Annotated in this window: 21 protein-coding genes; 10 read left to right on the forward strand and 11 right to left on the reverse strand. The window is 65.2% G+C overall.

The features are described 5' to 3' along the window. Positions 1-2: 2 nt before the first annotated feature. The 7 genes from AC3A6R_RS26020 (at position 3) to AC3A6R_RS26050 (ending at position 7,140) form a co-directional block, all read left to right on the forward strand. A complete protein-coding gene (locus AC3A6R_RS26020) occupies positions 3-833 on the forward strand; it encodes an ABC transporter ATP-binding protein (RefSeq protein WP_487863087.1) in 831 nt (276 codons plus the stop codon). After that, positions 830-1,576, forward strand: a complete 747-nt coding sequence (locus AC3A6R_RS26025) for an ABC transporter permease (protein WP_487866016.1) — start codon at positions 830-832, stop codon at positions 1,574-1,576. The genes AC3A6R_RS26020 and AC3A6R_RS26025 overlap by 4 nt, the downstream gene beginning before the upstream one ends. Positions 1,577-1,586: 10 nt before the next feature. After that, entirely contained in the window at positions 1,587-2,369 is a 783-nt protein-coding gene (locus AC3A6R_RS26030; RefSeq protein ID WP_487863089.1) for a fumarylacetoacetate hydrolase family protein, read from the forward strand. Positions 2,370-2,377: 8 nt separating this feature from the next. Further along, complete coding sequence (locus AC3A6R_RS26035; RefSeq protein WP_487863090.1) at positions 2,378-2,761, forward strand: nuclear transport factor 2 family protein; 384 nt, start codon at positions 2,378-2,380, stop codon at positions 2,759-2,761. A gap of 3 nt (positions 2,762-2,764) precedes the next feature. Then, entirely contained in the window at positions 2,765-3,373 is a 609-nt protein-coding gene (locus AC3A6R_RS26040) for an NADPH-dependent FMN reductase (RefSeq protein WP_487863091.1), read from the forward strand. Between the two features lie 23 nt (positions 3,374-3,396). Further along, positions 3,397-4,374: a Bug family tripartite tricarboxylate transporter substrate binding protein gene (locus tag AC3A6R_RS26045; RefSeq protein ID WP_487866017.1), complete on the forward strand. Its 978-nt coding sequence runs from the start codon at positions 3,397-3,399 to the stop codon at positions 4,372-4,374. Positions 4,375-4,755: 381 nt separating this feature from the next. Next, complete coding sequence (locus AC3A6R_RS26050) at positions 4,756-7,140, forward strand: DNA polymerase II (RefSeq protein WP_487866018.1); 2,385 nt, start codon at positions 4,756-4,758, stop codon at positions 7,138-7,140. Between the two features lie 81 nt (positions 7,141-7,221). Here the strand turns inward: AC3A6R_RS26050 and AC3A6R_RS26055 are convergent, their stop codons facing one another. The 8 genes from AC3A6R_RS26055 to AC3A6R_RS26090 are packed head-to-tail and all read right to left on the reverse strand — an operon-like array spanning position 7,222 to position 13,823. Next, positions 7,222-7,620, reverse strand: coding sequence for a RidA family protein (locus tag AC3A6R_RS26055; RefSeq protein ID WP_487866019.1), 399 nt, complete (start codon positions 7,618-7,620; stop codon positions 7,222-7,224). A gap of 14 nt (positions 7,621-7,634) precedes the next feature. Next, the gene (locus AC3A6R_RS26060; RefSeq protein ID WP_487866020.1) at positions 7,635-8,861 is read right to left on the reverse strand and encodes a pyridoxal phosphate-dependent aminotransferase; all 1,227 of its coding nucleotides are present in this window, start codon (positions 8,859-8,861) and stop codon (positions 7,635-7,637) included. Positions 8,862-8,917: 56 nt separating this feature from the next. Beyond that, on the reverse strand, positions 8,918-10,006 hold the full coding sequence (locus tag AC3A6R_RS26065) for a threonine ammonia-lyase (protein WP_487866021.1): 1,089 nt from the start codon (positions 10,004-10,006) through the stop codon (positions 8,918-8,920). A gap of 24 nt (positions 10,007-10,030) precedes the next feature. Next, a complete protein-coding gene (locus tag AC3A6R_RS26070; RefSeq protein ID WP_487866031.1) occupies positions 10,031-10,759 on the reverse strand; it encodes an amino acid ABC transporter ATP-binding protein in 729 nt (242 codons plus the stop codon). A 26-nt stretch (positions 10,760-10,785) separates the two neighbouring features. Then, positions 10,786-11,448: an amino acid ABC transporter permease gene (locus AC3A6R_RS26075; protein WP_487863098.1), complete on the reverse strand. Its 663-nt coding sequence runs from the start codon at positions 11,446-11,448 to the stop codon at positions 10,786-10,788. Continuing rightward, positions 11,445-12,161, reverse strand: a complete 717-nt coding sequence (locus AC3A6R_RS26080; RefSeq protein WP_487866022.1) for an amino acid ABC transporter permease — start codon at positions 12,159-12,161, stop codon at positions 11,445-11,447. The genes AC3A6R_RS26075 and AC3A6R_RS26080 overlap by 4 nt, the downstream gene beginning before the upstream one ends. A 22-nt stretch (positions 12,162-12,183) precedes the next feature. After that, the gene (locus AC3A6R_RS26085; RefSeq protein ID WP_487866023.1) at positions 12,184-13,071 is read right to left on the reverse strand and encodes an amino acid ABC transporter substrate-binding protein; all 888 of its coding nucleotides are present in this window, start codon (positions 13,069-13,071) and stop codon (positions 12,184-12,186) included. A gap of 11 nt (positions 13,072-13,082) precedes the next feature. Continuing rightward, on the reverse strand, positions 13,083-13,823 hold the full coding sequence (locus AC3A6R_RS26090; RefSeq protein ID WP_487866024.1) for an HAD-IA family hydrolase: 741 nt from the start codon (positions 13,821-13,823) through the stop codon (positions 13,083-13,085). Between the two features lie 100 nt (positions 13,824-13,923). Here AC3A6R_RS26090 and AC3A6R_RS26095 point away from each other — a divergent pair, with 100 nt between their 5' ends. Next, the gene (locus AC3A6R_RS26095) at positions 13,924-14,604 is read left to right on the forward strand and encodes a GntR family transcriptional regulator (RefSeq protein WP_487866025.1); all 681 of its coding nucleotides are present in this window, start codon (positions 13,924-13,926) and stop codon (positions 14,602-14,604) included. A 555-nt stretch (positions 14,605-15,159) separates the two neighbouring features. Here the strand turns inward: AC3A6R_RS26095 and AC3A6R_RS26100 are convergent. The 3 genes from AC3A6R_RS26100 to AC3A6R_RS26110 all read right to left on the reverse strand — a co-directional run bounded on the left by AC3A6R_RS26100 (position 15,160) and on the right by AC3A6R_RS26110 (position 17,533). Then, entirely contained in the window at positions 15,160-16,071 is a 912-nt protein-coding gene (locus AC3A6R_RS26100) for a nucleotidyl transferase AbiEii/AbiGii toxin family protein (RefSeq protein WP_487866026.1), read from the reverse strand. After that, positions 16,068-16,691, reverse strand: a complete 624-nt coding sequence (locus tag AC3A6R_RS26105; RefSeq protein ID WP_487866027.1) for a type IV toxin-antitoxin system AbiEi family antitoxin domain-containing protein — start codon at positions 16,689-16,691, stop codon at positions 16,068-16,070. The genes AC3A6R_RS26100 and AC3A6R_RS26105 overlap by 4 nt, the downstream gene beginning before the upstream one ends. 269 nt (positions 16,692-16,960) lie before the next feature. Next, positions 16,961-17,533: a helix-turn-helix domain-containing protein gene (locus AC3A6R_RS26110; RefSeq protein ID WP_487866032.1), complete on the reverse strand. Its 573-nt coding sequence runs from the start codon at positions 17,531-17,533 to the stop codon at positions 16,961-16,963. 168 nt (positions 17,534-17,701) lie between these two features. Here AC3A6R_RS26110 and AC3A6R_RS26115 point away from each other — a divergent pair, with 168 nt between their 5' ends. Next, on the forward strand, positions 17,702-18,013 hold the full coding sequence (locus AC3A6R_RS26115) for a helix-turn-helix domain-containing protein (protein WP_487866028.1): 312 nt from the start codon (positions 17,702-17,704) through the stop codon (positions 18,011-18,013). Positions 18,014-18,249: 236 nt separating this feature from the next. Further along, on the forward strand, positions 18,250-19,500 hold the full coding sequence (locus tag AC3A6R_RS26120; RefSeq protein WP_487866029.1) for a tyrosine-type recombinase/integrase: 1,251 nt from the start codon (positions 18,250-18,252) through the stop codon (positions 19,498-19,500). Positions 19,501-19,826 lie beyond the last annotated feature (326 nt).

The raw sequence follows: 19,826 nt of genomic DNA on the forward strand, positions 1-19,826 counted from the left end.
CCATGAAGAGAGACATCCCCGAGGCGGCCATGGCCGACGTGCTGCTGCAACTGCGGCAACTGGGCATCTCGTACGCTGCGCGCACTGCCGGCGAGCGCCACTGGATCCTGCGCGACCTGGACCTGAGCGTCCGGGAGGGCGAATTCGTGACCGTCATGGGTTCCTCCGGCGCCGGCAAGTCGACGCTTCTGAACCTGGTGGCACAGACGCTGCAACCGTCTGCGGGTCAGATTGCCTTCCGGGGCGAAGTCGTGGGGGGCGCCGACATGCCGCCCAACCCCGGCAGCAGCCGCCAGATCGGCTACGTCACGCAGGACGACAACCTGCTGCCGTGGCGCACCGTGTGGGACAACGTGATGTTCCCGCTCACGCTCGCCGGCAGGCCTTCGCCGTCGGAGCTCGAGCGCGTGCGGCATCTGATCGACCGGGTCGGGCTCGCCCAATGGACGAGGCATTTCCCGCATCAGCTGTCGGGCGGGATGCGCAAGCGCGCATCCCTGGCCCGTACGCTCGCCTACAACCCGCCGGTCGTCCTCATGGATGAGCCCTTCGGGGCACTCGACGCCGAGACGCGGGCGCAATTGCAAAGCGATCTGCTCGCGCTGTGGGCGACCGAGAAGAAGACGATTCTGTTCGTCACGCACGACATCAGCGAAGCCATCGCGCTGGGCGACCGCATCATCGTGCTGTCGGGTTCGCCGGGGCGGATCGTGCTGGAGCGCCACATCGACATCGACCGCCCGCGCGATCCGGAACTGATCTTCAAGGCCCCGACGTTCGCGGGGCACTATGACGCCGTGCGCGATTGCCTGCGCCGCGCATGCCAGCCATGACGCGGCAGGAGGTGCTTCTGGCCAGGGCGCTGGGCCTGGCCGCTTTCGCAGCGGCGTGGGAGCTCGCGAGCCGTGGTGTCGGGGACTACTGGGTCCCCGGCATCGGACAGGTCGCCGCGCGGGTCTGGTCGGAACTGCTGGCGGGCAGGCTCCTTGCCGACCTGGCCGCGACCGGTCACCTGCTGCTGGCGGGCACGTCGGTCGGCGCCGTGTGCGGATGCGCCATCGCGTGCGTGCTCAGGCTCGCTCCGCGGCTCGACACGATGGTGCAGCCGTTCATCACGGCCCTCATGAGCATTCCGAAACTGGGCCTGGTCCCGCTTCTCGTGCTCTGGTTCGGCACCGGATGGGCGCCCAAGGTGATGCTGGTCGCGCTGACGGTCCTCTTCATCGTCTTCTCGCTGACCTATGCAGGCCTGGCCACCGTGAACGCGCGCCTGGTCATGACAGCGAGAGTGTTCGGTGCCAGTCCGCTGCAGCTCACGCGGCATGTCGTCATCCCGAGCGTGCTTCCCTTCATGTTCACAGGACTTCAGGTCGCCTTGCCGTGGGCGGTCAGCGCGGCGCTCGTTGCCGAGTACCTCGCGGCGAAGGTGGGGATCGGGCACGGCATCGAGCAGGCCAGGCAGCTCGGCGACTCGGCCGGGGTGTACTACGGCATCGTCCTGGCGACGGCGCTGGTGCTGCTTTGCAACGGCGTGCTGGCCGCGCTTCGCAAACTGGCCATCAAGGTTCAACCATAGGAGCGACGACATGAAGATCTACAAGTTTCTGGAGGCAGGGCGACCGCGGTTCGGCGTGCTGGACGGGCCGGCAACGGTGCGGGCGCTGAAGGCGTCGCCCTTCGAGGGGGCGATCGAGCCGGGCGAGGAGACCTGGCCACTCGCGAGCCTGACGCTCCTGCCGCCGACCGTGGCGCATCCGCGCATCTTCGGCGTCGGCTTCAACTACAAGGCTCACATCCTCGAGACCGGTCGCGAGCTCCCGGAGATTGCGCCGCTCTTCATGAAGCCTGACACCGCGTTGATTGCCCATGGCGAGCGCATCGTCTACCCCGAAGGCAGCACGATCGTGCACTACGAGAGCGAACTCGTCGCGGTGATCGGGCGCAAGGCGAGGAACATCGCGCGGGCGGACGCGCTGAGCTATGTCCTCGGCTACACCTGCGGCAATGACGTGAGCGAACGCACGATCCAGCGACAGGAAATGGCGATGGGTCTCATGACCATCGGCAAGGCGTTCGACACCTTCGCGCCGATCGGTCCCTGCATCGAGACGGCGGCGGACCCTTCGAAGCTGCGGATGCGAGGACGCTTGAACGGCGCGGTCGTCCAGGACTGCGACACCTCCGACCTGCTCTTCGGCGTCGACGCGCTCGTGGCCTACCTGAGCAGGTCGATCACCTTGATGCCTGGCGACCTCATCATGACCGGAACGCCGGGCGGCGTGGGACCGCTTCGGCCCGGCGACACCTTCGAGGTCGACATCGAGGGCGTGGGGGTGCTGAGCAACGACGTGGTCGCGCAGGGCGCATGACGACGCCCATGACGAACTCCACCATCGAATCGCAGGTCCTCGCCGCCGACGAAGCCAGATACCAGGCGTTGTACCGGCAGGACCTGGCCGCGCTCGAGCAGATGCTCGCGCCCGACTACCGCCACACCCACGCGAACGGAAAGACCGACGACAAGGCCGCTTTCCTCGCGTCGATCGCGGCAGGCAGGTACCGCTTCGTCGAAGCGCTGCGCTCCGGCCAGTGCGTCCGGACGAGCGGTCCTGTTGCGCTGTTGAGCGGCAAGACCCGCACGACCCTGGACGTCGCCGGCCAGATCAAGGTCATGGACAACGCCTTCGTCACGGTCTGGATCCGGGCCGAGGACGGGTTGAGGCTGCTGCATTGGCAAGCCACCAAGGTCCTGGAAGGCTGAAACATGCAGCTTTCAAACACCATCGAGCAGGCGCCGAGGCTGCATGTCGTGACGTGCAGCACCCGCGCGGGCAGGGTAGGGGATGCAGTGGCCCAATGGTTCGCCGGGGAAGCGGGCCGCTCCGGCAGGCTCGCGGTCGAACGGGTCGACCTGAAGACATTCGACCTGCCCGTCTTCGACGAACCAAGGCACCCTCGACTGGGCGAATACGCCCATGCGCATACACGGGCATGGGCTGCCAAGGTGCAGGAAGCCGACGCCTTCGTTTTCGTCATTCCCGAATACAACCACTTTCCTCCGTCGTCCTTCGTCAATGCACTCACGTTCCTGTCACGGGAGTGGCACTACAAGCCGGCCGGCTTCGTGAGCTACGGCGGCATCTCGGGAGGCATCCGCGCGGTACAGGCGGCCAAGCCGTTGCTGTGCGCACTCCGGATGGTGCCGGTCGTGGAGTCGATCGCGGTTGCGGACATTGCGAGCCGGCTGGATGCGGCCCGATCCTTCGTGGCCACCGATGCAATCGTCGCGGCAGTCGAGCCGATGCTGCGAGAGATCGATCGGCTGGCCCGCAGCCTGCGGCCCCTGCGCGCCGAACACCAACCCGCCTCGTGAGCAAAAAACCAGGAGACAGATCCATGAAGAACGCAGCAAGACGGTACGTCGCGGCACTGTTGGCCACCGCGGCGCTCGGGGTCCCCCTGGCCGCATCCTCGCAAGCCAAGTACCCCTCCCGCCCCATCACGCTCGTGCTGCCGGCCGGCGCGGGCACCGGCGTCGACATCATCGGGCGGCTCGGCGCCCAGAAACTGTCCGAACTGCTCGGCCAGCCGGTGGTGGTCGACAACGTGGTGGGGGCCAGCGGCGTCATCGGCGTTCAGAAAGTGACGCGCGCGAAGCCGGACGGATACACGCTGCTTTTCGCTTTCAATCAGACGATCACGATGAATCCTCACATGGTCGCCAATCTGCCGTACGACCCGCAAAAGGAACTGGTCCCCGTCTCCAGGTTCGCGGCTTCGCCCTTCGTCTGGATGGTGAACGCGCAGGTCCCGATCACAACCTTCGCGGAGCTCGTGACTCATGCGAAGGCGCATCCGGGCAAGCTCGCGATGGGCGTCACCGGATTCGCCTCTGCCGCCTATCTCGGCTCGCAGCTTCTCGCTCACCAGACAGGTGCGGAAGTTCTGCCGGTGAACTACGCGGGCAATTTCAGCGGCGACCTGATGTCGAACGTGGTCCAGCTCTCGATGAGCCCCGCCGCACAGGTTCCGGCCCTGGTGGCCAGCGGCAAGGTGCGCGCGCTGGCGCAGACGGGCTCGCGCCGGGCCGAGGGAATGTCCGGAATTCCTACCGTCAAGGAGACAGTGCCGGGGTTCGTGATCGATGGGTGGTATGCCGTCTGGGCGCCCGCGGGAACGCCGAAGGAGGTCGTCGCGGCATTGACGGATGCCTGGCGATCGGTGGCATCGATGCCCGAGGTCAAGGAGCGCCTCGCCGCGGTGTCGGCCGTCGCGGTGGGAAGCACGGCGGAGGAACTGAATGACCTGATCCGCACTGAGACGAAGATGTGGGGTGAGGTTGTCAAGGCGCGGAGAATCGTCCCGGCGCAGTGAAAGCGTTCTTCGTTGCGAGCGCGAGCCTGCCGCGGCGGGCAAGGGAGCAACAGACCGGAGGCGGCGCCAGGCGGCACGGCTGGCGGGCAATCTCGCGCATGTATGCGGGGCCTGTCTCGACAGGCCCACAGCGGCGAATGCGTCTCGCCAGCAGTTGCTGACGGCATACCGGCCCAGCAGATGCAGGGCTTCGGGTTGGGAGCGCGCGCCGAGCACATAGGCCCTGCGTGCCAAACGGCACAGACGCGGGCCCTGCGTAGTGGCGAGCTCCATGAACCTTCGCAGGTCCCGCGCCTTCGATCGATCAACGCACGTTGCGCGGCGAGAATCGTCTGTGCCCAAGTCCGTCTTCCCTCCTTGCCCGACTCTCTCCAGAATTCCGTGACATCCGCCGAACTCAAGGGCTTCATCCTCACGCGCCACTGGCGTGATGCGCCCGCCGGCACGGAGATCGAGTACTGGCTGGCAACCGATGCGGGGCCGAGGAAGGTGGTCCTGACCTCCCGCAGCAGCGTTGCATTCATCGCCACCCGGCACAGGGCGGCGGTCGAAGCCCACCTTGCGGCCATGCAAGGCGTGCAGCTGCGCGAGCTCGAGCTCAGGACCTTCCATCAGGAAGCTGTCCTCGGTGTCTATGCGAAGCACTTCCGCCAGCTCGGCCGGTTGGCACGCGACCTCCAGGCACAAAGCATTCCTCTGCTCGAAGCCGACGTGCGCCCGCACGACCGCTACCTGATGGAACGCTTCATCACCGCCGGCGTGCGGGTGGAAGGAGGGCGGACAGAGGGCGCCACCATCGCCGACTGCAGACTCAAGCCCGCGCCCGAATTCCGGCCGGTGCTCAAGGTCGTGTCGCTGGACATCGAGACGAGCCAGGACCAAGCGCTCTATTCCATTGCGCTGGATGGCACGCCGCAGCGTGTCGTCTTCATGCTGGGCGAGCCGCCACAGCGGACGTCAGCCGGATCGCACGAGCCCATGCCCTTCTCGCTCGTCTATTGCCCGTCGCGCCGGGCCATGCTCGAGAAGCTCAATGACTGGTTCGAGCGGAACGACCCCGACGTCATCATCGGCTGGAACGTCATCCAGTTCGACCTGCGGGTGCTTCAAAAGACAGCCAACGACTGTGGCGTGCAGCTCCTGCTCGGGCGGGAGCGCCGCCCCATCGAATGGCGCACCCATCCGGGCAAGCAGGGCTACCTGTTCGCGCCGATGCCGGGCCGGGTCGTCATCGACGGCATCGACGCGCTGAAGGCCGCGGTGTGGAGCTTCCCGTCCTTCAGTCTCGAGACCGTCTCGCAGGCGCTGCTCGGCGAGGGCAAGGCCATCGGCGACGAGTACGACAAGATGGCGGAGATCGAGCGGCGCTACCAGGAAGACAAGCCCGCGCTCGCGCTCTACAACATCCGCGACTGCGAGCTGGTCCTGCGAATCTTCGACAAGGCCAAGCTGCTGCAGTTCGTGATGGAGCGAGCCCAGACCACCGGACTGCAGGCCGACCATTTCGGCGGCTCCATTGCCGCGTTCAGCCACCACTACATGCCGCGGATGCATCGCCTGGGCTACGTGGCGCCGAACGTGGGCGAGATCCCGAGCAAGGCCTATCCCGGCGGGTACGTGATGGACTCGAAACCCGGTTTCTACGACTCGGTCGTGGTGCTGGACTACAAGAGCCTCTACCCGTCGATCATCCGGACCTTCCTGGTCGATCCGGTGGGCCTCGTCGAAGGCTCGAACGCCAGCGACCCGGCCGGGTGTGTCAGGGGACCGAAGGGAACTGTCTTTTCGCGCGACAGGCACTGCCTGCCCGAGATCGTGACCACGCTCTGGCGCGCCCGGGACGAGGCCAAGCGCGCGAAGAACGAGCCGCTGTCGCAGGCGCTGAAGCTGCTCATGAACTCCTTCGCCGGCGTGCTGGGGGCGAGCGAGTGCCGGTTCTTCAACCCCGAGCTGGTGTCCGCCGTCACGCTTCGCGGCCACGAGATGATGAAGCTCACGCGCGAGTTCGTGGAGAAGCGGGGGTATGAGGCCATCTACGGCGATACCGACTCCATCTTCATCTGGCTCAAGCGCACCCATGCCAACGAGGAGGCGCACGCCGTCGCGGCAAGCCTGGCGGAGGACATCAACGACTGGTGGACCCGCACACTCCGCGAAGAGCAGGGGCTGGAGAGCTTTCTGGAGATCGAGGTGGACACCCACTACAAGAAGTTCTTCATGCCCACCATTCGCGGCTCGGAGGTTGGCAGCAAGAAGCGCTACGCGGGTCTCGGTGTCGACGCTGCGGGCAAGGAGGAGATGGTGTACCGAGGCCTGGAGATGGCGCGCAGCGACTGGACCCCATTGGCGCGGCAGTTCCAGGAGGGCCTGCTTTCACGCATCTTCCAGGGCGCGCCATACAAGGAGTTCGTGGCCGACTATGCGAAGTCGACGCTGGCTGGCGCCAAGGACGACCTGCTCATCTACCGCAAGCGCCTGCGCCATCGGCTCGACGCCTACTTGGTCAACGTGCCGCCGCAGGTCCGGGCCGCGCGCACCGCCGACGAACACAATGGCCGCGTCGGTCGGCCCAGGCAGTACCAGAAAGGCGGCTGGATCCAGTACGTGATGACGCAGAACGGGCCGGAGCCGCTGGAAACCCGCCACTCGCGCATCGACTACGAACACTACCTCACCAGGCAGCTCCAGCCGATTGCCGACGCCATTCTTCAGCCCATGGGAGAAAGCTTCGTGGCCTTGACGACGTCGCAACACGGGCTCTTCTAGCCGAGATCGAAGGCGCGTCGCTCAACCTCCTCGCTCTCCTCGTGATCGCAGCCTTGACGAAAATCGGTGGTTGCCGCTGCTCTAGCTCGAGGTTTGGCTCGCAGAGCCTCGGTCGAGTATTGCGTCGACCTCGATGTCAAACGCCGTAAAGCCGGAATGGGTCAGCGTTCTCGCGGGCGGGGGCAGCCCGACGTAAGTCGCGTAGATTGCATCGAACTCAGCGGCGTTCGCCATATCCCTGAGAAATACACCCACCTTGACTGCGTCGCGGAGACTCGATCCTGCTGCGTTAGCGGCTGCCTCGAGATTGTCGAGCGCCATCCTTGCCTGTACGGCAAAGGGTTTGTCACCATGCCTGACGTTGTCGCGATCACGTGGGGTTTGGCCCGATAGGAACACGAGGTGGCCCGATTGCACCGCGACGCTGTAAGTGCCGGCTGGCGGCGGCGAGGATTCGCTGCTGAAGGCTTTTCTGATCATGTGCTGATTCATGCTCAGGAAACCCGGTGCCGCTCGACCATGGCAGCGATGCGCTGGACCGCAGCCACTGCTGCATCGTGATTCTGCGAGAAGTTCAAGCGGATGCTGTCATGTGCGTCCGAACTGAATTCGGTTCCGGGCGTGACGGTGACGTTCGCCTGCAGCCGCAGTGCTCTGACGAAGACCGGCAGGGGCGGGTGCAGCTTCGGAAGGCGCGGAAAGAGATAGCTGCCCGCCTGCGGTGTGCGGACCACCACGCCGTCCGTGTCTCGGAAGACCGCCAGCAATGAGTCGCGAATCTGCTGGTGCTTGGCAATGCGTTCCCCCAGCCATCCGGCGGGCTCGGAGAACCAGGTCTGCAGCACGGCCTGGCAGTAACCGGGAGCGCGCAGGGAAACGATGGCCTGGAGCTTCTCCATGCGCTGCACGAGGCGTGCACTGCCGAAGGCCACTCCCAGCCGGTAGCCACTCAACGATTCCGTCTTGGACGGTCCCATGATGGTGATCACGTTGTCGGCTCCGGTCGCAAGGCGGCGAAGATGGACGTACGGCTGTCCCTCGTAGAGCAGCCGCGAATAGAGCTGATCGACGATCACTGTTGCACCGAAGCGCTCGGCGAGGCCCGCGATCTGCGCGATCTCGCTTCGCGAGTACACCGCTCCGGTCGGGTTGTTCGGGTTCGAGAACAGGAAGACCTTCGCGCCTGCCTTGAAAGCGGACTCGAGTTGCTGCAAATCCAGGCCGGCGTGCACGGTGCCGTTCAAGTAGTCGAGCCGCACGGGGATCATCTGCGCACCCATGAATTCGACCAGCTTTCGGTTGGCGAAGTAGTCCGGCTGGACGATCGCTACCTTGTCGCCTGTGGTGACGGTGCTCGCGACGGCCAGGAAAAGGGCACTTTGCGTGCCGGGCGTGATGATGACTTCTTCGGCGCCCGAAACGGGGTGCCCGGAAAACGCACTCAGAGCGATCGCGAGCTTCTCCCGAATGGCTGCATCGCCGCGGTACTCCGTGTAGGCTTGGGAACCGCCGCGATGCACCCCCTGGACGAAGGCATCGAGTGCTCCGGGCGTCGGCTCGAATCCGGTAGCGTTCACGTCGCCGTGCGAGAAATCGACCGCGGCGCCCGGGAGGCTTTCACCGTGTCTCGTCGGACGGTCGTCGCTCGGGCTTTCGCGCACTTCTTGACCTGGCGCGTTGTCAATACCCAGCTTCAGGAATTTCTCTTCAATCGTCTTCATGGCGTTCTCGCTGTGTTGTAGAAAAAGCGCGTACACGTGCGCGTTCGCGCAGGGTGTCAGGCGGTGCGTAGGCCCGATGTCGTGTCGCGCTCGGTGTAGGTTGCCCCGTCGTCGCCCTGGATCAGCGCGGCGAGCAGCGGCATGTCGACGTTGCCGCCGGAAAGCACCACGACGGCATCCCTGTTGGCAAGCTGGAGGCGGCCGGCCAGAACGGCGGCCAGTGCCACGGCGCCGCCTGGTTCGACGACCATGCGCAGTTCGGCGAGCGCGAAGCGCACGGCTGCCGCGATTTCCGCGTCCGTCACGGTCAATGCTTCGCTCAGACAGTGCCGGTTGATTTCGAATGGCAATTCGGCGGGCGTGGTTGCCTGCAGGGCGTCGGCGAGCGTGCTCGCGGCAGGGCTGTTGACCTCCCGCGTTCCGCTGGCGAGCGAGCGCGCCGTATCGTCAAAACCGAAGGGCTCGACCGCGGCGATCCGTGCAGCCGGAACGAGGGCCTCCAGCACCAGGCCGCATCCCGCCAGCAGGCCGCCACCGCCGCACGGTGCGGCAAAGGTACCCAGGTTGGCCTTGGCCGCGGGCGGCAATGCATCGAGCGCTTCCAGTGCCACGGTGCCCTGCGCAGCCAGCACGTCGGGGTGATCGCCCGGCGGTATGAGCGTGCCGCCGGAATCGTGCAGCAAGCGCATTCCGATCGCCTCGCGGCTTTCGCGTCGCCGGTCGTAGTGGACCACGCGGGCGCCATGGGCCAGCGCGCGAGCGACCTTGTTGCGCGGCGCATCCGCGGGCATGACGATCGTGGCTGGAATGCCGAGGCACCGGGCGGCCCAGGCGATGGCCTGGCCATGGTTGCCCGTGGAATAGGCCACGACGCCACTTTGCCGCTCGGCATCGTCCAGGCGCAGCATGGCGTTGAAGGCGCCGCGCGCCTTGAACGATCCCGTCACCTGCAGGTTCTCCGCCTTCAGCCAGACCGGCGCGCCGGCGATGCGATCGAGGGCTGTCGAGCGAAGGAGGGGCGTGCGCACCACGTGCGCGCTGATGCGGTCGAGCGCCGCCTTGACATCGGCGAAGGTCGGCACGTGCATGCGGCCCAGCGATTCGTGCGTGATGACCGCGCGGGGTTTCGAGAGGTGTCGTGTCATGGTGTGCGTTCGTGGGTGATACCCTCAGTGGGAGACGAGCCGCGAGAGGAATTCGCGCGCTCGCGCGGAGGCCGGGGATGCGAAAAAGGCGTCCGTCGGCGTGTTCTCCACGACCTTCCCGGCATCCATGAAGATGACGTGGTCCGCGGCGCGCCGGGCGAACCCCATCTCGTGCGTGACGACGGCCATCGTCATGCCGTCCCGGGCGAGTTCCAGCATCACCGCGAGCACTTCGCCGATCATTTCCGGATCCAGTGCCGAGGTCGGTTCGTCGAAGAGCATGACGATCGGCTCCATCGCCAGCGCCCTGGCGATCGCGATGCGCTGCTGCTGACCGCCGGAGAGCTGGGCCGGATACGCGTCGATCTTCCCCGGCAGTCCGACACGGCCCAACAGTTCGCTGGCCTTCTGATGTGCCGCTTCGCGCGTGCGGCCGAGCACCTTCATCGGTGCAAGACAGAGGTTCTCCAGCACAGTCAGGTGCGGATAGAGCTCGAAGTGCTGGAACACCATGCCCACGCGGCTGCGCAGGCGGCTCAGGTCGGCCTTCGCTTCCCCTAGCTCGACGCCGTCGACGCGCACGCTGCCCCGCTGAAAGGACTCGAGGCCATTGAAGCACTTGATCAGCGTGCTCTTCCCGGAGCCCGAGGGCCCGCAGATCACGGCCACCTCGCCGCGCTGGATCGCGAGGTCGCAACCGTTGAGCACGGGCGCCGATCCATAGGACTTGTGCAATCCGCGCACCTCGATCATGGGCGCGTCGGTGTTCGTACTGGTCGTCATGGGGCGCTCCTGCGGTTGGCGGCGAGGTGGGCCGCCAGGGAAAGGGATGCGCAGAGCACGAAGTAGACGAGCGCTGCGAACAGGTACATCTCGACCAGCCGGTTGTCCCGGTTGGCGACGATGCTTGTGGACGTCATGAAGTCCCTCAGCGAAATGACGTAGACGAGCGAGGTGTCCTGGAACAGGACGATCGCCTGGGTGATGAGCACCGGCATCATGTTGCGCACCGCCTGCGGCAGCACGACGAAGCGCAGTGCCTGCGCCGGCCGCAGCCCCGATGCCGCGGCCGCCTGCCACTGGCCCGCGCGCACGCTCTGCAGGCCTGCACGGATGATCTCCGAGTAGTACGCAGCTTCGAAGAGCGTGAAGGCGATCAGTGCAGAGGGGAGTGCCCCCACGGGCCTGCCCACGATCAGCGGCACCAGGAAGTAGAACCAGAAGATCACGAGGATCAGCGGCACGGCGCGGAATCCGTTGACATAGACCGCTGCGGCCCCGGCGAGCAGGCGATGCCGGGAGAGGCGCGCGAGCGCCAGGAACAGGCCGAGCACAAGGCCGCCCGCCATCGCCACCAGGGTGAGCATCAGGCTGAGCCCGAGGCCTTCCAGGAGGAACGGCCACGCGTTCACGATGACGGAGGCATCGAATGTCCCGCTCATGCCCGTTCTCCCTGCGTCCCGGGGATCATCAGCTTCTTCTCCAGGCGGCGCATGCCCGCGGTCACGCAAAGCGCGATCGACAGGTACACCACGGTGGCTGCCGTGAACGCCTCGAAGCCGTTGAAGGTGTAGCTTTCGATCTGGCGGCTCTGCGCCGTCATCTCGAACACGCCGATGGTCAGTGCCAGTGCGGAATTCTTGAACACGGTGAGGAACTCGGAGGTCAGCGGTGGCAGCACGAGCCGCAATGCCTGCGGCAGCAGAATGAATCGGTAGGCCTGCGCCAGGCTCATGCCGCTCGCAGAGGCCGCGAGCCATTGGCCGCGCGGCAGTGCGCCGATGCCGGAGCGGACCTGGACCGCGACGCGCGACGCAGTGAACAACCCCAGCGCGGCGATGGCCGTCCAGATCTCGGGCATGGGCAGATCCCGCTTGAGCCATCTGCCGGCCTCGCTCGGCAACAGTTCCGGCACCACGAAGAACCAGATGAACAGCTGCACCAGCAGGGGGACGTTCCTGAACACCGAGACGTACCCTGTCAACAGCCATCGCACCCGGCCGGGCAATGAGCCGAGCACGCCGAGCCCGAGACCGATCGTGACGGCGATGGTCCACGCTGCGAGCGAGATCAGCACCGTCGCTTGCAGGCCGGACAGCAGCCATCCCGCGTAGGGGTCCTCGAAAAGGACCTTCCAGTTCCATGCGTAGTTCATCAGGCGTCCCGAGCGGGCTGCTTCATTCCGGGAGCGCGGCCAATTTCAGCGCTGCGGCGAGATCCTTCGAAAGCGGCACGTCCAGCGGCGCGAACCACTTGTCGTACGAAGCAGCAAGCTCGCCGGAGCGCACGGTGCGCGCGATGGTGGCGTTCACAAGGCTGAGGAACACGGTGCTGTTCTTCTGCAGCATCAGGCCGTACGGGTCGAAGGACAAGGGCCGCCCGACCACCTCGTAGTCGAGCGGTGCCGGCGCGGTCTTGCGCAGCCCGGACAGCAGGATGTCGTCGGTCGAGAAGGCGTCGACCCGGTTCGTCGAGAGCGCGAGGAAGCCTTCCGAGTTGTCCTTGACGGCAACGATGCGGACCTTCAGCTTCTTCGCTTCGATCAGGGCCTTGATCAGCCGCTCCGGCGTCGTGTTGATCGGCAACGCCACGGCCTTTCCATCGAGATCCTCTACCTCCCTGATGTCCGCGCCCTTTCGCACCAGCAGTCGGGTGGTCGAGATGAAGTGCGGCGCGCTGAAGTCCACCTGTGCCTGGCGTCCCAGCGTGTTGACCGTCGAGCCGCATTCGAGATCGACGGTGCCATTGGCCACCAGTGCGATGCGGTTCTGCGGGTTCACGGCGATGTGGTCGACCTTCAATGCCGGCATCTGGAGCTTCTGCTTGACCGCGTCGACCACCTTCAGACAGAGGTCCATCGCATAGCCGACGGGCTTGCGGTCGGCGTTCAGGTAGGAGAACGGGATCGAGGATTCCCGGTAGCCCAGCGTGATCGTGCCCTTGGCCTTGATGCGTTCGAGCACCGGGTCGGTGCTCTGCGCGAGCGCCGCACCGCTGCTCGCGAGCAGCGCGACGCCGACGACGCGCAACAGCAGGCGGGACATGGAATGGATGGCGGTGTTCATTCGGACACTCCTCAGGAGGCCAGCGCGGCCGCGGGTTGATCGGTGCCGGTCAGGGCGGCGACGAGTTCGGCGAGGCTGGAGACCGTGAGGTCCGGTCTGGCTTCGGCCGCGCCTTCGCCCGACAGGCCCAGCAGGCGGCCCGGGCGGTTGACCCAGGCACAGCGCACGCCCAGCCGATTGGCCGGCGTGATGTCCGCCCGCAGGCTTTGGCCCACATGCAGGATCCGCTCGCGCGGGATGCCCATGCGCATGAGGTCGCCGATGCCCGTGTCGAAATGCGGCCAGTCCGGCTTGTAGGCACCCACGCGCTGCGCCGTGACGATGAGGTCGAAGCGGAAATCGAGGTTGTCGCACGAGGTGTTGAGCGATGCCTGGTCGATGTTGCTGAAGGCGCCGACCTTGGTCGACTGCTGCAAGCGCTTGAGGCCGGCATGGCTGTCGGCGAAGGCCGGCCAGGTGTGTGGCGCCGCCGCGAACTGGCGGCGAAGGTCAGGGTCCACGGCCACGTCGAACTGGGCGCAGATGCGCTCGAAGCACTTGCTCAGCACGTCGGGATAGAGGTGGGCAGGGCGTTCCTTCTGGATCGAAGCGCGTGCGCCATCGAAGGCCATGACGAGCGCCTCTGCGTCGGCCTCGATCCTGTTGTCCCGTGCCCAGCGGGTCAGGAACCTGGCGATCGAGGGTTCCCAGTCGATCAACGTGCCGTAGACGTCGAAGGTCACTGCGTCGAAGTCGGAGAGGCGGAGCGTCATGTGCAACCTTGAAGAAAGTGGAAGTTGGTTCACTTTAATCGATTATCGATAATCGTCAAGATGGTGGTAGGTCCGTACAATCCCTGACAGGAGAAAAGCTATGGACCACATGGAGACCTCGCTCGCCGGCCAAGTCCTCGGAGATCGATCCACGGCCGGCGCCGTGGTGGACGCCTTGCGCATCGAGATCATTCAAGGCCGCCTGAGGCCCGGTGAACGCTTGCGGCAGGACGCGGTGGCCTCTCGCTTCGGTGTCAGCCAGACGGTCGTGAGGGAAGCGTTCAAGGACCTCGTGCGCGAGTGCTTTCTGGCTTCGGAGCCCCGGCGCGGTGTCAGCGTGGCCACCATGTCCGCCGCCGAGGCGGAAGAGATGACGCAGTTGAGGAGCCTGGTGGAGCCGCAAGCCCTGGCATGGGCGATCCCGCGGCTGAGCGCTGCGGAGTGCGCCGCCGCCGAACGCGTGCTGGAAGAACTGGACCAGGAGAAAAGCGTGGACCGCATCATCCTGCTGAACGCCCGCTTTCATCGGGGGCTGTATGCAGCGGCCAATCGCCCCCGGACGCTGACGATGGTCGAAACGCTGCGCCTGGGTTTCGAGCGCTATCTGCGCTACACGTGGGAGTTCACATCACACCGGAATCGCTCGCAACAGGAGCACTGGGAGCTTTTGGCAATGTGCAAGCAGGGCGATGTCGTGAATGCATGCAAGCTCCTGCGACAGCACATCTGCGCCACCGGCGAACTGCTGGTTGAATGTCTCGCGGCGCGCCCTGTCGGGTGATCCCCGCAGCGGGGATGAGGTCGAAGGCTTTCGAGAGAGATGTCCCACCCCTTGAAGAGCGAGTGGGGGCTTCCGGCCTCAAGGCCGTCGAAACCAAGCACGAGTGTCCAACACACCGAGAAGTCCTTTCGACGTTCTGCAGGGCCGTGCCGAGGCGCGCAGCGGTCCCTACGAGTCGCTGGCCTCCGTCATCTATCGACCAGGATGCGGGCTCGGTAGCGCCGAACGAATGCATCGACGGCCGCACGGTAGTCCGGTGAGGCTGGGAGCTTGGTAAGACTGTTGAGGGCCGGGCGGTTGTACAAGCCAGGTCGATTCGGCACAGCGCGACACGCGCGACCTTGTGTTGCAGCTTCTTGTCGACGGCGGCGCGCGTGCCCGCGCTTGAAGTGGAGAACTGGGCGGGCGCTGGCCGGTGAAGGGCGGCCGACCGACCAATCTTGAACTTCTCAGGCCGGGTTGCGCGGGTGCTGCAAGCGCTGGTGTCCGGCAGGCGCTCCGCACGCCAAGCTACACGATCTCATTGCCGGGGGCCTCAATGAGCACTTGGCTTGATCAGGGGGACCGGACCCAACGCAACGCATCAGGATGCCAAGTGGCCGTCACCTGCCTGTTGGTCGCTGCAGCCTCGGTGGAAGGCCACAGCAGGTCGTCCAGCAGCGCCACGGTGTCACCCAGGCTGGCAGCTTCGATGCGGTTCTTGTCGAGGAAGGCCTGCCACTGGCGCCGCTTGGCTGCATCGTCGCTGAACTGTCTGGTCAGGGCCAACGGGCGCTCCGTGGGCAGCGCGGTCTGACGCCGCGCAAAGGTGGCGGCGATGGCTGTGGCGAGCGTGGCGCAATCCAGTTCCGTGCGCCGTGCAATCACCGCGAGGTCGTAGAAGTCCTTCATGCGGCTGTTCGCCTGGCCCAGCATCACCATTGCGTGGTATTTCTCGGCGATCACGGTGTAGACCGGGTACGACCGCAGCGTGGGGGCCTGAAAGTCCTTGAGCAAGGTCGGATATGTCACGGTCTGCGGACCGGGCGTCACGGCATCACCAAACCCCACGTCGACCTGCAGGGCGCACCGTGCGGAGCCGATGCGTGCGACCAGCGTGATGCGGGAGCCGCCATAGGTGTTATCTTCGCGGATGGCTTCGGCCTTCACCGATGCGGGGTCGAACACAATGCCGTCCCCCAGGTCCACGACGGCGACGTCGCGAAAGGTGGCGATCAGGTCTGCCAGATCGTCGGCGCCGAAGCCCATCAGGTCGACGTCGCGCGTCGGCCGATGCGGGGTGTCGTACCACAGCGCGAACAGTAGCGCACCCTTGAGCACGAAGCGGTCGGCATGCGGCGAGGTGCCGAGACGCGCCAGAAGGCGCTCCATCGCGAATCGGTTCAGCAGCAGGCTGTAGTCGTCGCCCCTTTGCTTGGCCAGGGTCAGCAGCCGGGCCAGGATCGATGCGGAGAGGTTGCCGGTCATTGCGTCACCGCCTCGAGGTAGGGTTGCATGACGCGTTCGACGCGATTGACCTTGGCGAAGTGACTCAGTTCAGCCATCGTGACCTTGCGGCTGTGCCAGGCATCCTTCAGTGCTTCGAGCGCCACGTCTAGGCCGATCTTGTTGCGGAACTTGAAGCAGTCGGTCACCGTCTTTGCAGGGCTGTACACCCGGATGGGCGCGCCGTGTTCGGTCACCGTCTGGACACCGTCGCTGTAAGCGGCACCTCGCAGGCGAGTGACCCGCAGCCGCGGGTAAGCCAGCCTTGGGGTCTGCGTCGCCTCGGGCAGTGCAACCCAGACTTCGTGAGGGAGTTGGGTGCCGATATCGTGGAATCGGAGTGCGCTCAGCAGGCACAGCACGGCCTTTGGCACGCGCTGGCATATCTCGATGAGGGTCTGGTGCTCTGTGACTTCGGCATCGGGCAGCCCGTACATGCCGCGGGCGAACCGTTGCAGTTTGCCAGTCTGGTGCAGCCGGATCAGAAGCTGTGGCGACCAGCCGCGCTCGCGCACATCCGCAGCCCGCAGCACGCGCCGGTGTCGGGCCAGTTCGAGGATGTGGTCTGACTGGTTCACGCGGACTAAGTTTAATATACGCATTACTTATGATCAAGTGATGCATATTTCAATCAAAATGACGCTGGCGGTCCTGCAACTCGCCAGCGTGCGGAGCCCCGCTGGAACGCGGTGCGAAGTGGAGGCGATGTAGGGGCACGGGACGGAGTGCGGATCCCCAAGCGGCTCGCCCGGTGCGACATAGGTCCACGTGCGACACGCAGCAACTTTCCTTCCCGGGTGAGCAGGGAAAGTGCTCGCCGATGGCAGCGCGGCAACGGATCTTGGTGGCACGGTCGTCCGCGATCGAGTCATCAATTGCGCAATGTGAATACGACGGACAGGTAGCTGACGGGTTCGGCTTCGATAGCCTCGATGCCATGGAGTGCGGCAGCCTGGAAAAGCAGTGAGTCCCCTGGACCCAGGGAGAGGTTCTTTTCTCCATAGCGGTAGGTCACATGGCCCGAGAGCAGGTAAACGAACTTGAGACCCGGGTGCTGGAACGCGGCACAGGGTTTTGCGCCCGGCAACAGCGTGACCAGGTATGGCTCCACGAACAGGTTGCCCGAGAGCAGGTGCCCGAGCAACTCGTAGGCGTGGTCGGTGACGCCGCCAAGGCGCTGCACCTGTATGCCGCGGCCAGCGGGCACATACGAGAAGTCTGTGCGGCCGGGTTGATCTGCGAAGAAGCGCGAGACGGGTACCCCGAGTCCTGACGCGATGCGATCGAGCGTTTCGACTGATGGAGAGGCCAGGCCATGTTCGATCCGCGAGAGCATGGATCGGGAGACCCCGGCGCTTTCGGCGAGTTTGCCGGCGGAGGTGCCTGCGGTGAGGCGAAGGGTGCGCACCTGTGCGCCGATGCGTGATGCGGAGGCGCTGCGCACTTCGCGCACGACCGAACGCGAGTGATGTCGTAGGACGGAGGCGGGGAGCTTCAGCTGCCGTAGCGTAGGAAGCGGCGACGCGCGGTTCACTTGAGATCTCGCGATTCGACTATCGTTGGGTTAAAGATAACGTGGTTATCATTGTCTCCAAGATTCAACCTTCTGTCCATGCAAAAGCGTGCGACACGAAGGGGACGGCCCCGCGGTACAACTACATTCGAAACTGCTCCGGCCCTCGCGTTCGGTGGAGTGGTGCGGACGCTGCGAACAGCGGAAGGGGTTTCACAGGAGGCTCTCGCATATCGCGCCGGAATCGAACGTTCTCATATGGGGAAAATAGAACGCGGCGAGCACATGCCGACGCTCGTCTTGATATTTCGCATCGCTCATGCACTCGGCCGCAGCGCAGGAGAGTTGATGCTCGAGACCGAAATGGTCCTGGGTGCAGAGAAAAATGATCAGCACTCAATAGACCCATAAATTGGGTGCAAGGGGTCAAAGGTTCGAATCCTTTCACACCGACCAACATAACGTCCAAGGGCGTCCGGTTTCATCCACCGGACGCCCTTTTTCATTGGGGAACTGGGCAAATCTTGTCCGGAGGCATACACTGAAATCCGGTGACTGCCAGCCCCAGGCGGGGGTACAGATGGGGGTACAAACCTCCTGAACCCCCGGGATGGCGGTTTTGTACCCCCAACCCTTGGATGTACCCCATGCCGTTGACCGATGCCGCATGCCGCAACGCCTCCTGTCCGCCTGATCGCAAGCAGGCACGCTACGCCGACGCAGGTGGCCTCTATCTGGAAGTCTCGACTTCGGGTTCTCGCCGATGGTTTTGGAAGTTCAGGATCGAGGGGGTCGAGAAGAAATTCGCTCTGGGCTCCTATCCCGATGTGAGCCTTGCGGCGGCGCGAAAGGCGCGTGACGCGGCCAAGGCCCAGAAGGCTTCAGGAATCAATCCCATACAGGCGCGCCAGGTCGTCAAGCTCAAGGCGGCCGTGAACACCGGCGATACCTTTCGAGAGACGGCGCTCGAGTGGTTCGACAAGCACCATGAGCGCTGGAGCGGCCACTACGCCACGCGCGAGAAGCGCAACCTCGAAAAGGACCTGTTTCCGTATTTCGCTGCCCGTCGCATCAGCGAAATCGAGGCCATCGAGTTGTTGGCGGCCCTGCGCCGTGTCGAGGAGCGTGGCGCTCTCGACGTGGCCAGCCGGGTGCTGATGACGGCACGCGCGGTGTGGCGCTACGCGGTCGCCACCGCCCGGGCGCCGCGCGATATCACGGCGGATCTCAAGGGCGCACTCACGCCCCACAAGAAGCGGCACTTCGCGGCGATCACCGATCCGGCCCAACTGGGGACGTTAATACGCGTCATCCGGGGTTACCAGGGCGGTCCCATTGTGCGGACGGCGCTGCAACTGGCTCCCATGTTGTTTCAACGCCCCAACGAACTTCGCGGGGCCGCCTGGGCCGAGATCGATCTCGACGGGGCGCTCTGGACCGTGCCCGCTGCGCGGATGAAGCGGCGCATCGATGGCAAGCAACATGGTGATCCGCACTTGGTGCCTCTGCCCAAGCAGGCTGTGGAGTTGCTGCGCAAGCTGCATCCCATTACGGGACACAGCACGCTGGTCTTCCCGGGCGAGCGTAGTCATGAGCGGCCGATCTCGGACAACACGTTGCGTGCAGCGCTTCTGACCCTGGGGTACGGCCCGACCGTGCAGACGGTTCATGGCTTCCGAGCGACAGCCCGGACCTTGCTGGCGGAAGTGCTGGAGATCGATCCGCTGGTGATCGAAGCTCAATTGGCGCATGCGGTCAAGGACGCCAATGGGCGCGCCTACAACCGGACGCAGTACTTCAAGCAGCGCACGGCAATGCTTCAGCGGTGGGCAGACTATCTGGACGTGCTGGCTACCAGGGCGAGTTCTCCACTGGCTGAGCTGAAGAAGGTCGCATGAAAACGACTCCTGTTGGGTGATAGCACCGCACCTTCGATCTGCCATGGAGCGCCGTTCGAGCATTACGTCGTCGCGGTGCGCTGGTGCCTGGAGGCGGGCGTCATTGCTCCGGGGGCGGCTCTGCAGCGGTTGCCGCCGCTCGCGCTTCGAAGTTGGCTTCACGGTCCTTGGCACGAAGCAGTCACCGACTCGGCCCGTCGTCCGAGGGCTTCAGTGACCGGTCCCGCGAGGGGGTGGATTCAAACGGTCTGTTGGCGCCGAGGTAAAACTGAGCCACCGCGCCGACTGAATCGTGAGCCAGGGGTGGAAGCCGACGCAGCAATGGT

Source organism: Variovorax sp. Soil_C_19, from assembly GCF_057657255.1.

What these genes read in the sequence shown, in the direction of transcription:
- AC3A6R_RS26100 (WP_487866026.1), bottom strand. Translation starts at nt 16,071, where the DNA reads ATGACCGGCAACCTCTCCGCATCGATCCTGGCCCGGCTGCTGACCCTG.
- AC3A6R_RS26030 (WP_487863089.1), top strand. Translation starts at nt 1,587, where the DNA reads ATGAAGATCTACAAGTTTCTGGAGGCAGGGCGACCGCGGTTCGGCGTG.
- AC3A6R_RS26115 (WP_487866028.1), top strand. Translation starts at nt 17,702, where the DNA reads ATGCAAAAGCGTGCGACACGAAGGGGACGGCCCCGCGGTACAACTACA.
- AC3A6R_RS26065 (WP_487866021.1), bottom strand. Translation starts at nt 10,006, where the DNA reads ATGACACGACACCTCTCGAAACCCCGCGCGGTCATCACGCACGAATCG.
- AC3A6R_RS26080 (WP_487866022.1), bottom strand. Translation starts at nt 12,161, where the DNA reads ATGAACTACGCATGGAACTGGAAGGTCCTTTTCGAGGACCCCTACGCG.
- AC3A6R_RS26075 (WP_487863098.1), bottom strand. Translation starts at nt 11,448, where the DNA reads ATGAGCGGGACATTCGATGCCTCCGTCATCGTGAACGCGTGGCCGTTC.
- AC3A6R_RS26055 (WP_487866019.1), bottom strand. Translation starts at nt 7,620, where the DNA reads ATGATCAGAAAAGCCTTCAGCAGCGAATCCTCGCCGCCGCCAGCCGGC.
- AC3A6R_RS26070 (WP_487866031.1), bottom strand. Translation starts at nt 10,759, where the DNA reads ATGATCGAGGTGCGCGGATTGCACAAGTCCTATGGATCGGCGCCCGTG.
- AC3A6R_RS26095 (WP_487866025.1), top strand. Translation starts at nt 13,924, where the DNA reads ATGGACCACATGGAGACCTCGCTCGCCGGCCAAGTCCTCGGAGATCGA.
- AC3A6R_RS26025 (WP_487866016.1), top strand. Translation starts at nt 830, where the DNA reads ATGACGCGGCAGGAGGTGCTTCTGGCCAGGGCGCTGGGCCTGGCCGCT.
- AC3A6R_RS26020 (WP_487863087.1), top strand. Translation starts at nt 3, where the DNA reads ATGAAGAGAGACATCCCCGAGGCGGCCATGGCCGACGTGCTGCTGCAA.
- AC3A6R_RS26035 (WP_487863090.1), top strand. Translation starts at nt 2,378, where the DNA reads ATGACGAACTCCACCATCGAATCGCAGGTCCTCGCCGCCGACGAAGCC.
- AC3A6R_RS26060 (WP_487866020.1), bottom strand. Translation starts at nt 8,861, where the DNA reads ATGAAGACGATTGAAGAGAAATTCCTGAAGCTGGGTATTGACAACGCG.
- AC3A6R_RS26105 (WP_487866027.1), bottom strand. Translation starts at nt 16,691, where the DNA reads ATGCGTATATTAAACTTAGTCCGCGTGAACCAGTCAGACCACATCCTC.
- AC3A6R_RS26045 (WP_487866017.1), top strand. Translation starts at nt 3,397, where the DNA reads ATGAAGAACGCAGCAAGACGGTACGTCGCGGCACTGTTGGCCACCGCG.
- AC3A6R_RS26090 (WP_487866024.1), bottom strand. Translation starts at nt 13,823, where the DNA reads ATGACGCTCCGCCTCTCCGACTTCGACGCAGTGACCTTCGACGTCTAC.
- AC3A6R_RS26120 (WP_487866029.1), top strand. Translation starts at nt 18,250, where the DNA reads ATGCCGTTGACCGATGCCGCATGCCGCAACGCCTCCTGTCCGCCTGAT.
- AC3A6R_RS26040 (WP_487863091.1), top strand. Translation starts at nt 2,765, where the DNA reads ATGCAGCTTTCAAACACCATCGAGCAGGCGCCGAGGCTGCATGTCGTG.
- AC3A6R_RS26085 (WP_487866023.1), bottom strand. Translation starts at nt 13,071, where the DNA reads ATGAACACCGCCATCCATTCCATGTCCCGCCTGCTGTTGCGCGTCGTC.